The sequence below is a fragment of the Sporosarcina contaminans genome (genome assembly GCF_042679045.1).
Classification (GTDB): domain Bacteria; phylum Bacillota; class Bacilli; order Bacillales_A; family Planococcaceae; genus Sporosarcina; species Sporosarcina contaminans.
On record NZ_JBHTLT010000001.1, the window covers coordinates 78,912 to 94,003 of the forward strand.

The 15,092-nt window shown below is 40.1% G+C and carries 16 protein-coding genes; all 16 read left to right on the forward strand.

Annotation, left to right across the window (positions count from 1 at the left end):
* The first annotated feature begins 29 nt into the window (after positions 1–29).
* The 16 genes from ACFQ38_RS00445 (at position 30) to brxC (ending at position 15,089) form a co-directional block, all read left to right on the forward strand.
* Positions 30–1,166 carry a reverse transcriptase domain-containing protein gene (locus tag ACFQ38_RS00445; protein WP_381479481.1) on the forward strand — a complete coding sequence of 379 codons (1,137 nt, stop codon included), beginning with the start codon at positions 30–32 and terminating at the stop codon, positions 1,164–1,166.
* The gene (locus tag ACFQ38_RS00450; protein ID WP_381479482.1) at positions 1,069–2,877 is read left to right on the forward strand and encodes a DUF6273 domain-containing protein; all 1,809 of its coding nucleotides are present in this window, start codon (positions 1,069–1,071) and stop codon (positions 2,875–2,877) included. Before ACFQ38_RS00445 ends, ACFQ38_RS00450 begins: the two co-directional genes overlap by 98 nt.
* 22 nt (positions 2,878–2,899) lie before the next feature.
* Positions 2,900–3,118, forward strand: a complete 219-nt coding sequence (locus ACFQ38_RS00455) for a hypothetical protein (RefSeq protein ID WP_381479483.1) — start codon at positions 2,900–2,902, stop codon at positions 3,116–3,118.
* Positions 3,115–3,264, forward strand: a complete 150-nt coding sequence (locus ACFQ38_RS00460) for an XkdX family protein (RefSeq protein WP_381479484.1) — start codon at positions 3,115–3,117, stop codon at positions 3,262–3,264. The genes ACFQ38_RS00455 and ACFQ38_RS00460 overlap by 4 nt, the downstream gene beginning before the upstream one ends.
* An 86-nt stretch (positions 3,265–3,350) precedes the next feature.
* The gene (locus ACFQ38_RS00465; protein WP_381479485.1) at positions 3,351–3,884 is read left to right on the forward strand and encodes a phage holin family protein; all 534 of its coding nucleotides are present in this window, start codon (positions 3,351–3,353) and stop codon (positions 3,882–3,884) included.
* Positions 3,881–4,165, forward strand: a complete 285-nt coding sequence (locus ACFQ38_RS00470) for a holin (RefSeq protein WP_381479486.1) — start codon at positions 3,881–3,883, stop codon at positions 4,163–4,165. The genes ACFQ38_RS00465 and ACFQ38_RS00470 overlap by 4 nt, the downstream gene beginning before the upstream one ends.
* A gap of 309 nt (positions 4,166–4,474) precedes the next feature.
* Positions 4,475–5,728 (forward strand): N-acetylmuramoyl-L-alanine amidase, encoded by a 1,254-nt coding sequence (locus ACFQ38_RS00475; RefSeq protein WP_381479487.1) that lies wholly within the window; start codon positions 4,475–4,477, stop codon positions 5,726–5,728.
* Between the two features lie 786 nt (positions 5,729–6,514).
* On the forward strand, positions 6,515–7,120 hold the full coding sequence (locus ACFQ38_RS00480; RefSeq protein WP_381479488.1) for a hypothetical protein: 606 nt from the start codon (positions 6,515–6,517) through the stop codon (positions 7,118–7,120).
* Positions 7,121–7,301: 181 nt separating this feature from the next.
* A complete protein-coding gene (locus tag ACFQ38_RS00485; RefSeq protein ID WP_381479489.1) occupies positions 7,302–7,472 on the forward strand; it encodes a hypothetical protein in 171 nt (56 codons plus the stop codon).
* Positions 7,473–7,571: 99 nt separating this feature from the next.
* Complete coding sequence (locus ACFQ38_RS00490) at positions 7,572–7,721, forward strand: hypothetical protein (protein ID WP_381479490.1); 150 nt, start codon at positions 7,572–7,574, stop codon at positions 7,719–7,721.
* 242 nt (positions 7,722–7,963) lie between these two features.
* On the forward strand, positions 7,964–8,392 hold the full coding sequence (locus ACFQ38_RS00495; protein WP_381479491.1) for a helix-turn-helix domain-containing protein: 429 nt from the start codon (positions 7,964–7,966) through the stop codon (positions 8,390–8,392).
* A 414-nt stretch (positions 8,393–8,806) separates the two neighbouring features.
* Positions 8,807–9,904 (forward strand): hypothetical protein, encoded by a 1,098-nt coding sequence (locus ACFQ38_RS00500; protein ID WP_381479492.1) that lies wholly within the window; start codon positions 8,807–8,809, stop codon positions 9,902–9,904.
* A gap of 158 nt (positions 9,905–10,062) precedes the next feature.
* Positions 10,063–10,305 carry a TIGR04540 family protein gene (locus tag ACFQ38_RS00505; protein WP_381479493.1) on the forward strand — a complete coding sequence of 81 codons (243 nt, stop codon included), beginning with the start codon at positions 10,063–10,065 and terminating at the stop codon, positions 10,303–10,305.
* Positions 10,306–10,331: 26 nt separating this feature from the next.
* A complete protein-coding gene (locus ACFQ38_RS00510) occupies positions 10,332–10,928 on the forward strand; it encodes a DUF1819 family protein (RefSeq protein ID WP_381479494.1) in 597 nt (198 codons plus the stop codon).
* 3 nt (positions 10,929–10,931) lie between these two features.
* A complete protein-coding gene (locus ACFQ38_RS00515) occupies positions 10,932–11,498 on the forward strand; it encodes a DUF1788 domain-containing protein (RefSeq protein WP_163243256.1) in 567 nt (188 codons plus the stop codon).
* Between the two features lie 18 nt (positions 11,499–11,516).
* Complete coding sequence (gene brxC / locus ACFQ38_RS00520; RefSeq protein WP_381479495.1) at positions 11,517–15,089, forward strand: BREX system P-loop protein BrxC; 3,573 nt, start codon at positions 11,517–11,519, stop codon at positions 15,087–15,089.
* Positions 15,090–15,092: the final 3 nt, after the last annotated feature.

The following is a 15,092-nucleotide window of genomic DNA, read 5'->3' on the forward strand; positions in this document are numbered from 1 at the left end:
CACATGAACACTGATGCGGAGGTTTTCAAATGGTTACTTTGGACACCGAAGCTACAAACGGTGTGGATTTATATTCAAAGATTTACGATTTCAACAATCTGTTTCAAGCTTATACCGCTTCTAAGCAAGGCAAGCGCTGGAAGAATGCCACGGCCCGGTTTGAAATAAACGCCATGGCTGAACTGAAGAAGCTCCAGCGGGCTTTGCAGAATGAAACCTACAAGCTTGGCCCGTATAACGTGTTCCGGATTTATGAGCCGAAAATACGGGATATCAAGTCAATCCAATTCAAGCACAAGGTTGTCCAGCGGTCGCTATGCAACAACGTCCTGGAGCCTGTCTTTGAAAGGTCGTTCATCTTTGACAGCTACGCTTGCAGGAAAGGCAAGGGAACTCATGCCGGTCTTGATCGGACAAGTGAGTTCTTTCGCAGACACTACCGCAAGCATGGCCTGGAAGGCTGGGTCCTGAAGTGCGATATCGAAAAGTATTTTGATTCGATAGACCACCGTATCCTGAAGCGGATGATTCGGAAGCATATCAAGGACGAACGGGTCCTGAAGCTGCTGGACGATATCATTGATTCCACGCCTGGAGGAAAAGGGCTGCCGCTTGGCAATCAGACAAGCCAATGGTTTTCAATTTTGTTCCTCAATGACTTTGACCATTTTATCAAGGAGCGCCTGGGCGTCAAAATGTATATCCGATATATGGACGATTTTGTTCTCATCCATCCAGATAAAGCTTTCCTCCAGGATTGTAAGCGGGCGATTGTTGAATATCTGAAAGGCTTGGAACTGGAGCTCAATCACAAGTCACACATTTTTCCTTTGCGGAACGGTGTCGATTTCCTGGGCTTTCACTTGTATCTGACCGATACAGGTAAGGTCATTAAGAAAGTACGCCGGGACAGCAAGGACCGCGTGAAACGAAAGCTGAAGAAGTTCCAAGAGCTTTACGAAAAAGGAGAACGTACACAGGAGCAGATAGAACAGGCTTATGGCAGCTGGGCCGCTCATGCCGCCCATGGAAATTGCTACTATCTGATCCAAAATATGAACGTTCGTTTTGAAAGAATTTTTGAAGGAGTTGGTGAAAAGAATGGCGCAACTATTAAGCAGCCTGCCCGTAGGGGCAAAGGTAAAAGATCCCGGAACGGTATATAACGGGAAGCCTGTCGTTTTCCAGGTAGCCGCAAAGAATCATCCAGGCTATCCGGTGAACGCAATTACCTTGTTAACCGAAAGAATCATTTCAATCAAAGCTTTTGACGCCAAGGAGCCGGGCAACACCGATGCCAACCGAAAGAACTACGGAAATAACAGGTATCTACATTCCAATATTCGTCAATGGCTCAACAAGGATGGAAACCCTTGGTATTCCGCTCAGCACGGCGCTGACGCCCAACCTAACACGGCAGGAGTAACATACAATCCGTACAACACTGAAAGAGGTTTCTTGGCCAACTTCTCAGCTCATTTCAAGAACCGCCTATTGACCACAACGCTTACGGTCGCACGAAACACGGTTACAGATGGCGGGGGAAGCGAGACAGTCCAGGATAAAGTTTTCCTTCTATCCAATACGGAAGTAGGATTGACCAATGAGAGCAACATTGCGGAAGGTTCACGTCTTGCCTTATTCACAACGGCTGATTCGTCCAGGCTTGCAAACCCGGCACCTGAAGCGGTAGCAAATTCAAACTACACTACCACTTCCTTGAATGCTAATTCACCTTGGCATTGGTGGCTCCGTACCCCGCATGCCGGGAACTCGTACAGCGCGCGTCTCGTGCACACTTCTGGGGTTATCTCCAGCAGCCACGCGTACAGTGGGCTCAGCGGCGTTCGTCCCGCTTTGAATCTACCATCTGATATCAGAGTATCGGATAACCCGGATTCAGACGGCGCTTACGTGATTACGTGGAACGCTGTTCCTACGGTCACACTTGAAGAAGTAGACGGCCGCACACTCTATGAAGGAGATACTATCAACCTATCTGGCCAAGCGATTGATACAGACGCCGGGGACGTTGTAAGTATCAAATACAGCATCAACAACGGAACTGAACGGACGCTTCAAGCTGGCGTTTCTGATGGCTCTTCACCGATTCCGTACAGCAAGACGCTGAAGTTCACCAGCAGCAAGATCCTTGACGGAGCTACAGCCGTAACCGATACCCTGGCTGAAGGTGTTGGCCATGTCCTGAGAGTATGGGCTGAAGATGACAAGGGTGGGAAATCAACCGTCCAGGTACGAAATTTCCACATTGTCGCAAACCGTCCGCCGGCTATCCAGGTGAACAGCTTTGAAAGGCAGACCGGTGTTATTGAATCGGAGCTTATGACGATCAGCGGAAACGTGAGCGATCCGGACGGCAATGACGTGACGCTCCGCTACAAGTTAAACGGCGGAAGCTTTGTCCAGGTGTACAGCGGTGCTTCAGGCCCGTTCAGCTTCACCTTGCCGGTTTCTTCCCTGGTGGATGGAAACAACACGCTAACCCTTCAAGCCGTGGACACGTTCAACTTCACAACGCAGAAAACGTTCGCTATCAAGCGGGAGTTCAACGGAACGGAATTGACGGAAGCCGTGGCACGTTTCGGCTTGCACCCTGCAACCGAACAAGCCCAGGGGCTCGTCACTTGGATTGAACGTGATACGGCAGCAACTTTGGCCGCAGCTGTCTCTATGACGGATCCGGCAGAAGCTGAACAGTTCGTAGCCATGGACAAGACCAACACAGTGGAGCTTCTTGACAATATCACTGAAGATGAATTTGACCATTTAGCAGCTGCCGCAAAAGGCAAGATTGTTCTGAAGCTGACCGTTTCAGACGGGAACATTGCCAAGGTGTCTGGAGCATTCCAGGCATGACGAACAGGAAAGGGTGAAAAGCATGGCTTTGGAAATTAAACGACGTCTACCGGATGGCTCTTTTGGCGATCCGGTCAAACCGTTCGGCGGAGAAACGGACAAAGAGAAGATTGCAAGGCTTGAAGCCGAAAACGCAAACCTGACTTTCTCCTTGCTTGAAAAAGATATCAGGCTTGACATGATTGAAGCAGTCCAGGCAGAAATGCTCCTGTTACTACTTAACCCGGAGGGATCCCAATGAACGATGTATACTACAATGCAGCCAAAGCGTACTACCCGCGATTCTATACGAAAGATCAAGTGAAGGTCTTTGTTGTGGCCGGGAAGATTACGGAAAAGCAGTACCAAGAAATCACAGGCGATAAGTACACAGCGCCGGAGAAATAATAGAGAAAAAAGGGCGTCCTTTCCGGGCGCCTTTCCTCATTTAGAGAAGGGAAGGGGTAATGGAGTGGCGGGAGGAGAGAGGATAGGTGACGCGATTGCAAATTGCTGGATTTAAGAGCATTGGCGCACTCATTACCAGCTTCACCATGTTCATGTTTGGGATCATTAACGAGGCAATTATTGTCCTTGTTTTTCTGATGTTTTTGGATATGGTGACGGGCATACTGAGATCGTTTTTGACAAAATCATGGAACAGCACTGTCGGTATGTCGGGGATCATTAAGAAGTTTGCTGTCTTTCTGTTAATAGGAATGGCAGGCGCCATCGAATACATGGTTATGTCGGTTGGCCAAGACAGCAAGGGCATTGTCATCATCGGTGTGACAAGCTTTTTTATCATTAATGAAGGCATTTCTATTTTAGAAAATTGTGCTCAGATTGGCTTGCCGATCCCGCCGATTTTATATAACGCTTTGGAAAAGCTCCATAAAGATCCTTACGGTAAAGAAAAGCGTCTGGAACGCCATCCGGAAATGGACAGAATCGACAAAGTGGCTTTGCTTAAAGAAAATGAGATTTTACAACAAGAATTGAAAAAGGAAAAGGAGGAATCTAAATGACTGAAGTGTTAGCCTTTGCAACCGTGCTGGCGCCTGTCATATTGGCGGTGGTGCAACTCATTAAAAAATCAGTTAACGTCAAAAATAACCTGATTTCACTCATCGCTTTTGCGGTGGGTCTTTTTGTCGGGGTAGCTGCCGCACCTTTCACAGACTTGGATATCGTCTTGCGCTTATGGGCCGGTGCGCTTGCCGGACTGGCCGCGACAGGACTTTTTGAGCTGTTCGACAACCAGGACGGAACGAGCAAAAAAGGAGCCGGCGGATCGAAACTGCCGTAAACAAAGTTTGTTTACGCTTCAGACTTTGTTTACACCTGACAGCCTGACCGTTAACAATGTAAACAAACTATTTCGGTTTGTTAACGCACTTTGTTAACGGTTCTAATCTTGTCATACCAACGCTTTGCGGTCTACCGTTAACAATGTAAACAATATATTCTATTAAAGTAGTATAGGTAAGAAAATAAGGGCGTCTATATACGCATATACACGTATATATTCTTAAAACCCTTATATCCGTATACATGATGGAAAACGCCTTTACATTGTTTACTTTGTTTACGCCCCGCACAGAAAGGAGCGTCAAAATTGAATTTCATCGAACGTTTAGCGCCGTTTGCGGTCCAGCTTGGGCAGGCAAGCGGCGTTTTGCCGTCTTTGATTATCGCCCAGGGGGTCCTGGAATCTGCAAGTGGTACGTCCGATCTTGCCGTCAAAGCGAATAACCTGTTCGGCATCAAAGAAGGTTCCGGCTGGACCGGTGCTGTCTATGCGAAGAGCACCACGGAATACCGCGCCAACGGAACACCGTACCAGGTGAAAGCGAACTTTCGAAAGTACCCGTCCTATGAGGGCGCGGTCAAGGATCTATGCTACAAATATACGCACGGCACGGGCTGGGAATCGCATAACCGGTATGCAGCCGTCCTCAATCAGACGGATTATAAAAAAGCCGCTCATGCGGTTTTCGCCGCCGGGTACGCCACGGATCCGAAGTACCCTGAAAAGCTGATTGCGATAATCGAACAGTACAATCTGGCAAAATATGATAAAGTGAAGGAGAATGCGAACATGGTAAAAGTAGCGCTGGATGCCGGTCACGGCATTAATACACCAGGTAAGCGCACTCCGGACGGTGAACGCGAATGGAGCTTCAACAGCAAGGTCATTGCCGCGGCCATCAAATACCTGAAAGATTATCCGAACGTGGAAGTATTGCGCCTGGACGATCCGACAGGAAAAACGGACGTGCCGCTTGCAACCCGGACAAATAAGGCGAACAAGTGGAAAGCCGATATCCTCATTTCCATGCACCATAATGCCAATACAGGTAAGTGGGGCAGCTGGACAGGAACGGAAACTTATACGTATACAGGCAGCTGGAAGAACGCGGAACGTCTTGCCGCCATCGTTCAGAAGAAGATGGTCGCTGTTTACGGTTTACGCGACCGCGGTTTGAAGAAAGCCAATTTCCATATGACGCGGGAATCCGCCATGCCGGCCATCCTGATTGAAGGCGGCTATATGGACAGCACCATTGACATTGTGAAGCTCCGGGATGACAAGATCCTGGACGCTGCCGGAAAAGCGATTGCTGAAAGTGTTGCGGAGTATTTCGGTTTGAAAAAGAAGCCGGGCGCAACAGCAGCCGAACCACCGGAGAAGGAGGTTGACGAGATGGCCCAGCCATTGCCGAATACGCAGAAAGCGGACATGAAAGGTCTGCTTGCTAAAGCGTACAAGGAAAAAGTATTCAGCGAAGATCACACGTCCAAAGTCGATACTATGACACGCGGACAAGCGTTAGATTTATTGATTAGTTATGTTGCCCGTACAAAATAAAAGAAGAACGGCCAATGAAAGAATGCCGTCAGATCAACGTTCTTTCATTGGCCAAATGCCACTTATGCCGCCTTATAAAATCCATGTTGCAAAAACAGTCAACCCATGTGGAGTGCGTGGCGTTGATAGAGTTGAAGTGTAGACAAGCAATAAACTCCTGTACTTTATAAAAAAGTCGCAACATCTTTTATTTCGTGTTTAAAATAAAGTCCTGTATCAAAAATCCCTGGAACCCTTGTCATTACTCGGTTCCTGGTATCCTTATTTCTACTCAACTTCTTTTTAAATCGAAAAAAACGTGAACAAAAAGCGTGAAAAAAGGGCGGAAAAACGGTCAAAACGTGATCGGAAATGTGTGAAAATGAGCGAAAGATAGCGTGATTTTATTTTAAACGGCAACGGTGGAATGCGGGTTTGCGTGGAGTAAAGATGTGGTGAGATTATTTTAAAGCAACATAGTAGAAAAGAAAAAACGGGAAAAAGTTAAACTTTTTTTCTTGTTTTTTCAAAGGTGTCAGGTTTAAGGTGGAAAGATTGGCTTTTGTGCAGTGAATTGTTAGAGGCTTTTAAAAATGATGAAGATTGGTTATAATTGGGTTGATACGATATGGTGAGTATCGTTATCGCTAACTGAACTGTGATGGTTCGGTTCGGCAAAAGTAGATCCATGTATAGAGCCACCCCGCTTTCCAGGATTCGGGTGGTTCTTTTTATTGCAAAATAAAAATCACAAAATATAATATTAATTGAAATCATAGGAGTTTTTTGTGAAAGGGGATAGGGCTTATGAATAAGAACAACCTTGAATTTGAAGAAGTTCGTTACATATACAATACTCCCAATATAGGAATATTTGAATCAACAACTATGATTGATGAACTGGAATTTGCAAGTGTTAAAGATTTAGAGAAAGAATTAGAAGAACAAGCGATATTCATCCGTTTTATTCCGAACACATTCCAGTTAGAAGAAGATAGCCCATTAAGTGACTATGTGGAGAAAGGAGGAAATGGCTTTTTTGTAGTTTGTAAAGAAGGTGTATTTGCTTTTGAAGAAGATAAATATGAATTTGTTGGGGAATTTTCAAAAGATAATCTTAAACGTGTAAGAAGGCTACATATTCCGAATCAAATTTTTGTGAAATATGATTCGGACATTCAATTAATTATGTCTGGACATTATGAAATTTTGAATACTGGGGAAAACGAGTTAGCAAACGGTGTTAAACATAAAATATTTGAAATAGAAATTGAAGTTCATAATATAGATACCTCAGAACAAAAAATCAAGGTGAAAGTACCTGATTATCCTGGTGTCTTCTCAATAAATGAGTATGACTTTTTAGCTATAGATTATACTGAGGAATATTTGAAACTACTGGGTTTATTGTAAGTGTTCATAATAGAGCCATCTAATTTATATTAAGAAAGGTGATCTTATCTGCATATAACCAGAAGAGTTTTTCTGGTTATATGCAGAACTTAATTTATATTTTTAAGCTCAAATCGCAAGTAAAATTTCGCATAAATTTTTATCGGAAGACGAAACTAATAAAATGTTAGAGGTGATTGAAATGACATCATTATACGAAGAAATTGCGAAAAGAAGCCAAGCGGAAGCGTTGGATAATGTATTTAAAGCAATTGAACTTCTTAAAGAGCATAAAGAAATTGATTATATAGCAGAAAAAACACATCTTCCTAAAGAGCGAATCATTTCGTTAAAAAAGCAAATACAACAATAAAAAAGACCAATCACACTCTTTAATCACACCTCCCGATTACTATCGCAATTATTTATTTCAAGATATAATTTGCTTAAACATTTGCGGAGGGAGATTAAAATGTTATATGAGAAAATGACGAAGAAAGAGCAAATACTACGGCTTCATAAAAAGGGGGTGAAGCAGGTGGAAATTGCACGAGAGTTAAAGACCTACACAAATTATGTATGGAAAGTCATAAATGAACAAAAAGGAAAAGAAACTACTTAATGACATACCTGTCACTCATCCTTAAAATGAGTGGCTGTTTTTTTGGCTGATTCCGAAGCAGTTAGAATTTGAACATAATTATTCCCTATCCTTACTGCGTTCACAAAATAAAATAATAGAAATGTAAGAGATCCTTATTAATATAAAGTTATCAAAATCCCTCTCTTATCTATTATATAAAGATCATCCGATCAGAAAACAGGATTTCCATTTTGGAAAACGTGAACAAGGAGAGGATAGTTTTGAAAAAGGAACAAATGAGTGATGATTTCGGGAAAATGCTGAAAAAACTGAGAGAAGAGAGAGGAATGTCTCTTGGCAAGCTTTCAGAGTTAACAGGAATCTCCCCAAGTTACCTTAATAGGTTGGAACAGTCTAAAAGGAAATCTCCAGGATTCACCAAACTTATGGCAATTGCAGAGGCATTAAAAGTTGAACCATGGACATTGGTTGGCTCCAGTTTGAGCTGGGACAAGGGTGAGACAATTAGCATTAAGGAATTGATATTCAATCATCAAATCCAGCATGATGGAAAATTGCTAACTGCAGAAGAAAAGGAATTACTACTTGATATCATTGAATTTATTTTGGATGCAGAATGGTCAAAAGAAAGCATTCTATCTGATCTCCAAGCAGTCGGGGAAATGGTCAGCGAATTAAAAGACCTATAATTCTCCGTCGGTAACAGATAATCTGTTGCCGTTTACATACAGATTAGATATAAGTTATTAAAGATATATAGATAAACTTCATATATAATATAGATTACTCTGATACCAGGTATATAGAACTTTACATAACATATATAGAACATATATAGATGTTATTCATATGGTTTTTGAGCCGAATAAATGTTAAATTAGATTGCTTGACTATAGCCAATAACCTCTTTATAATTCACAGAAAATAGCGAAAATGAGGTGGAAAAGATGGTTTTAAAAAACCGACAGAAGAACAATTTTATAAGTAAAAGGCAAAGCACTTACCGAATTTATTAATGAATCTGGTAGGTGCTTTTTTCATGCATTTATTTTTTACCAAATTTGAACTGCAAGGAATAATGGAATTTCGAAAGGGTGGAAAAGTTGAGTAAAAATGGTTCAATTAAAGAGTCTATTTTTTCAATATATTTGAAATTGCGTCCGCACATCCTTCAAGATACACTTGGATTTCGGGTAGATAATATAACTCTCGAACATCGAATTGCTTACAATAACATAGATATTCGTGGGGCTGATTCCCAACGGAGAATTCCTGTTTTTATCGAAGTTCAGCTCATGAAAGCTAATAAGAAATATCTGAACCGTATAAAAGAAATGGTTGAAAAATATAATGAATCCGTTATTGTCTGGATTGCCAGAGCATTTGATAAAAAGGTTATGAATGAACTGCGGGACTGGCTTTCATTGCACCATAAAAAATTCGTTGATGTATATGCTTTATCGCTTCATAAAGATACCACGTCTGTTTTGGAAAGACTCAACGAAATGCATAATCTGGATATCTATGAGAATCTTCATCTATTAGCCGAACTGAATCCATTGCTAACTGTTGAGTTAGAGCATAAACAAATTCATTCACAGCACTGTGGTCAAATGAACACCAATCCACCAACGATTGATTATAACCGTCCTGAAGACGTGAAAAGGGCTTTGCTAAGGAAGTTGCGGACTCGAATCCCATATTTTCTTAACTTCCATTACGATAAAAAAACAAATCAAAATGATCGCATCCTTACAATTGGTGCAGGGAAATCTGGAATAATCTATAGATGCTCGGCAAAGGATGTTCGCAATCTCGCATTTGTTGAGATGTATTTCGATATAGCAGAAAAGGATTGGTACGAATCATTTAAAGGTATTGAAAGGGAACTCGTTGCTACTATCCACAAGGACTTGTGCTTTAGGAAAAGGAGAATTGGGGTTTATTTCAAGCCAGAGGAGGATTATGAACAAACCTTCGAGAAAATTGCAGAAGTCTTTAAAAAAATGATAGATGGATTCTCCCCCTATATTCTTGGAGGAAAAGAAATTGGCATGTCTGTTTCAGTAGAGGATCAGGAAGAGTATATAATGAAAAAGTTTGTTCAAGTTCCAATCGAGTTACCAGAGCAACCATTTCCAACTGAGGACAGTTATAGAATCCAGATGGAGGAATTATCCGAACTGTTGTTAACAAAGTAACACCATTAAAGGCTTCATATCTGTTGAGATGTGAAGTCTTTTTTGTTTCTTGTAGCATTTTTGGAGAATATGACGAATGCCCAGGATAAAATTGAATTAAAGATAGAGTAAGAGTAAAATAAGAGTTAAGTGAAATTCAATTGTACGAGGTGAACTTCGTGGAAGTAAGGCTTTTTTACCGCACTCAGCGAGATTTGGCTACAGCGTTAAACAAGATAGTTGATGCATATTGGCAGGAAGAAATAAGGGAAGATGAACTTATCGAAGGCATAAAGAGTATGTACGAACATAATCAGGAAAAGCTGATAAAGAATAATGAGTTTACCAAGGTGGTTCAACAGCAAAGCGGAAAAAGACGATTAGCGGTAGTTGGAAAAATTTTAGAAAAAGAAATAGGTTAATAGTCTTGTGTGAAAGGTAGGATTGAATGACAATAGATTTAGAATACTCTTCAAGTTTGAATGGTGCGTCCTATTTATTATTTGAACTTAAACAGGTTGTTAAATTAAAGCGAATAGGTTTAACATCATCAGAAATAAGAGCTAAAGTGATTGAAGAAAACCTTTTCCAATTTGAGAATATGGGAAGAATTAATCGGACATTACCCTCCATTATGAGGAGATTGGAAGTAATAGACCCTGTATTAGCAGATCTTATGTTAGAGGGTTCAATTGAAATGAGTAAAGTGATTAATTTGTACGCCATTATGAAAACAGATTTACTGTTCTTTGAATTTATGAACGAAGTCATAAGCGAGAAATTTCGTCATAATGATTACCTCATTGAGAAAAAAGATATGAACGTATTTTTCACTGCAAAAGCTGAACAAAGTGAAAAGGTTGCAAGTTGGAGTGCCATTAATACGGAAAAATTGAAACGGGCATATATGCAAGTGCTTTATGAAAGCGGGATATTGAAGGAACGACGTGGTAACGAGTTAGATCGCCTTATCATTGATCAGCAATTAAGAGAGCATCTAATCCATATTGGTGATGCACAGTATGTCCATGCGATGGGAGAGTAGAATATGACAAACATCAATGCCAGACTGGATAAAATTATTCCTAAAATAAGAGAGGACAAGTTCATTGAAGGAAGAGGACTTGGCAATGAAATAAGCTTCTATGTTTTTGACTATGAACCTGAACATGAATTAAAAGTCAGAGATTATGTGAAGCACATAAAAAAAGAATTTTCTTATGAAGGTACGAACAGACGAATAATTGAGTTTGATCTATACAAAATGCTCATTGAAATAACAAAAGAAAAGAGAATTTTTGATCGGATATTTGAGATGGAGAAAAGGCAAGGAAAAGATGCACTGTTCAAAGCAATGACAACCTTTGCAAAGCCAGATGTTTTTCTGCAAAAAATTAAGGAGCAGATTGAAGACCATAATGTTGTCCTCTTGACAGGAGTAGGGAAAGTATACCCGTTCGTACGGTCACACAATATTTTGAATAACCTTCAAGAGGTATTGGATAAAACACCCGTCATCATGTTTTTTCCAGGTCAATATGACGGTCAATCACTTCAATTATTTAGCAAAATTAAAGACGATAACTACTATCGTGCATTCCGCTTAGTAGATTAATGGAAGAGGGGAAATTGGATGCTACTTAAAGAGATGTTTTTAAAAGATATTGAACGTGATATTCGTGGGGTTATTAAAGTTGCCCAAACAAGCGATGCGGATATTTATCAAGAATTAGACGAGTATGTTGTCACACAGGAATTACATAAACATTTTTCTAAGTTCTATGAAAACTATTTAAAAGGAGTCCAAGGTAATACGGATAAGATGGGGGTCTGGATCAGCGGATTCTTCGGTTCAGGTAAATCGCACTTCCTTAAAATCCTTGCGTACCTTTTAGAAAACAGAGCAGTGCAAGGAAAGAAGCCTGTTGCTTTCTTTGAAGAAAAAATAAAAGACGCCCTTGTGTATGCCAATATGAAGCGAACAGCAGACGTCGATACAGAAGTCATCCTATTTAACATTGATTCCAAAAGTTCATTAGATAACAAATCAAAAGAAGATGCCATTTTACGTGTGTTCATGAAGGTATTTTACGAGCATCGTGGCTACTACGGCGATATTCCTGGTGTTGCTGAGATGGAAAAGTATTTAGATAAGCAGGGAGTTTACGAAACATTTAAAACCGAATTCCATGCTCTTGCGGGTGAATCATGGGAAGAACGTCGAAACAGCTTCTATTTCGATGCAGATTATGTCATTGGAGCATTAGTAAAAGCGACAAATATGACAGAAGAATCTGCACGTAATTGGTTTGAAAGTGGAGTTAATAATTTTGAAATTAGCATTGAGAAATTCGCAAAAGATGTAAAGGGATACATTGATAGTAAAGGTCCAAATTTTCATCTGGTGTTTTTAGTTGACGAGATTGGACAGTACATTGGGGATAACCGTAACTTGATGCTGAACTTACAAACGTTAACAGAAGATTTAGGGACATATGCACAAGGGAAAGTATGGATTATGGTCACTTCTCAAGAAAGTATTGACTCAATTATTAAAGTCAAAGGGGATGACTTTTCACGTATCCAAGGTCGTTTTGACACACGATTATCCCTATCATCTATCTCGGTTGATGAAGTGATCAAAAAGCGTATTTTAGAGAAATATCCTCATGTGTTGGACAAGTTAAGAGCCGATTATCCAAATAAAAGTGCCATCTTGAAAAATTTAATTAGCTTTAAAGAAAGTACAGCAGATCTTCGTGGTTATGAAGATGATATGGAATTTGCCGAAGTGTATCCGTTCGTACCGTATCAATTTAAGCTACTACAAAACGTGTTCGAACAAGTACGAAAGCATGGTTCTTCAGGAAAGCACTTATCTGAAGGGGAACGTTCGATGTTATCTGCATTTAAGGAAGCGGGACTTCAATATAAAGATGCAGAAGAAGGTTCACTTATCCCATTTTATGCGTTTTACGATACGATCAAAGAATTTTTAAATCCTTCTATTTCAAGGGTAATCGAAGGGGCAAGCATGAATCCTGCTTTAAAAGATGATCCGTTTAACATTGATTTGTTAAAAGTGCTGTTCATGATCAAGTACATTAAAGAACTTCCAGCAAACATTGATAATATCGCTACTCTTATGGTCACACATATTGACGAAGATAAATTGGAGTTAAAAGAAAAAATCAAAGTGGCACTACGGAAGTTAATGTCACAAACATTGATCGGAAAGAACGGGGACAGCTACCTATTCTTAACTGACGATGAACAAGATATTAACCGAGAAATCAAGCAGTTGAATGTTGATGAAAATTTGGTAAAACGTGAATTAGCCCAATATATCTTTAATGATTTATACGAAGAAAAACGTTTCACTTATTCAAAACAATATTCTTTCTCTTACAATCAAGTAATGGATGAAAAGCCTTATGGCAATCAAACGTCAAACATCGGCATTCAAATCTTGTCACCACTATCAGACCATTATGCTAAGTCTGACCAAGAGCTAATGATGATGTCATCAGGCAATGGGGAAACGATATTGAAACTGGGTGGCAACGAAGCGTATGTTGAGGAAATGGAGGAAGCATTACGTATTGAAGAATATCGCAAGAAAAAGAACATCACACAATTACCTGAAAACATCCAAAATATATTAAATAACAAACAAGCTGAAGCACGTGAGAGAAGACGACGAGTGCGAGAATTGTTAGAAGAAGCAATAAAAGACGGTGCATTCTTCGTTAACGGCGACAAAATGGACATTAAAGGCTCTACTGTAAAAGAAAAAATAAATACAGCATTTAAGCATTTAGTCGATAACGTCTACACGAAATTAGGCTATGTAAAAGAGCATTTGGAAAATGAAAGAGAACTCATTTCTATTTTAGCTTCTGATGACCAACAAATTTCTTTTGACGAACAAATGATTCAAAGTCCAAATTCTCTTGCGAAAAGTGAAGTTTATGAATATATCGACTTGCAGGAGCAATTGAACAAGCAAGTCCGAGTGAAACTTATATATGATCGTTTCGTAGACAAACCTTATGGATGGAAACAGCTTGATATAGCAGGTCTCCTTGCACAATTGCTAAAAGAGCAACGTATCCGTATTCGTTATAATTCGGAGTATTTAGAGCCAGAAATTGACACAAACAAATTGTTGACGGTTTTCGGAAAAACAGCAGAAGCGGATAAAGGGATCATTACAAAACGAGTGAAAGTGGATGAAGCCCTTCTTCGTACTGCGAGAAGAATTTGCAAAGAAGTATTTAATACAACGGATTTAGCAGATGATGAAGACGGTCTGGCGAAGGATATTCGTTCGCTTATTGCCAAGCAAGTAGATGAAATCAACTCGTTCAAAGCACGTTATGAAGGACGAAGATATCCTGGCTTAAGTCTTTTAAACAAAGGGTTAGAATACTTTGGAGAATTTAACAAACAGCTTGATAACGCATCTTTCTTCTTAAAACTGAAAGAAATGGAAGATGATTTAGCGGACTGGGAAGAAGACATTGTGTATGTAAAGAGCTTCTTCGAATCGAATCAAAAGGAAATTTTTGACCGAGGTTTAGCAGGACTTGTAAAGTACGAAGAAAATAAATCCTACTTATCAGGTAACGAAGTAGAAAAAGCAATGCATCAACTTCGTAACATTGTCGAAGATCCGATTCCTTATAAGAATATTAGGGAAATCCCTGGTTTACTACATGCATTAGAGCAACAAATAGATGATGTGTTAGTAGAGAAAAAAGCGAATGCTCATGAAAAATTACAAGCTGATTATAATGAGTTAGTTTTACAAGCAACTCAGTATGGTGTTTCAAATGAAACGAAACAACGAGTGGAACAATATTATCAAGGATTAAAGGCGAGCCTTGAGCAATTTACTGATATATTCAAGGTGGATGCAACGATTTCGCAAAGTAACAGCTATAAAGAAAAGACATTAAAAGAGATACGACAAGAAATTATAGAATGGCAACGAAAAAAAGCGGAAGAACAAAAGAAAATTGCAGGCACAGTTGTAGAGCCACCAATTGAACCAGTTGTTCAGAAACAGACGGTGAAAGTAAAAGAGCTTGTGACGGTGAAAACATTGTCAACAGAAGAAGAGGTTGATTTGTACATCAATACGCTTTCTCATAAGCTAAAGCAGATAATTAAAGCAAATAAACAGATTGAGTTTATTGAATAAGGG

Excerpts from the sequence above, each read along its gene's own strand:
- ACFQ38_RS00445 (WP_381479481.1), top strand. The coding sequence starts at position 30 with ATGGTTACTTTGGACACCGAAGCTACAAACGGTGTGGATTTATATTCA.
- ACFQ38_RS00515 (WP_163243256.1), top strand. The coding sequence starts at position 10,932 with ATGACAAACATCAATGCCAGACTGGATAAAATTATTCCTAAAATAAGA.
- ACFQ38_RS00460 (WP_381479484.1), top strand. The coding sequence starts at position 3,115 with ATGAACGATGTATACTACAATGCAGCCAAAGCGTACTACCCGCGATTC.
- ACFQ38_RS00485 (WP_381479489.1), top strand. The coding sequence starts at position 7,302 with ATGACATCATTATACGAAGAAATTGCGAAAAGAAGCCAAGCGGAAGCG.
- ACFQ38_RS00510 (WP_381479494.1), top strand. The coding sequence starts at position 10,332 with ATGACAATAGATTTAGAATACTCTTCAAGTTTGAATGGTGCGTCCTAT.
- brxC (WP_381479495.1), top strand. The coding sequence starts at position 11,517 with ATGCTACTTAAAGAGATGTTTTTAAAAGATATTGAACGTGATATTCGT.
- ACFQ38_RS00480 (WP_381479488.1), top strand. The coding sequence starts at position 6,515 with ATGAATAAGAACAACCTTGAATTTGAAGAAGTTCGTTACATATACAAT.
- ACFQ38_RS00470 (WP_381479486.1), top strand. The coding sequence starts at position 3,881 with ATGACTGAAGTGTTAGCCTTTGCAACCGTGCTGGCGCCTGTCATATTG.
- ACFQ38_RS00455 (WP_381479483.1), top strand. The coding sequence starts at position 2,900 with ATGGCTTTGGAAATTAAACGACGTCTACCGGATGGCTCTTTTGGCGAT.
- ACFQ38_RS00490 (WP_381479490.1), top strand. The coding sequence starts at position 7,572 with ATGTTATATGAGAAAATGACGAAGAAAGAGCAAATACTACGGCTTCAT.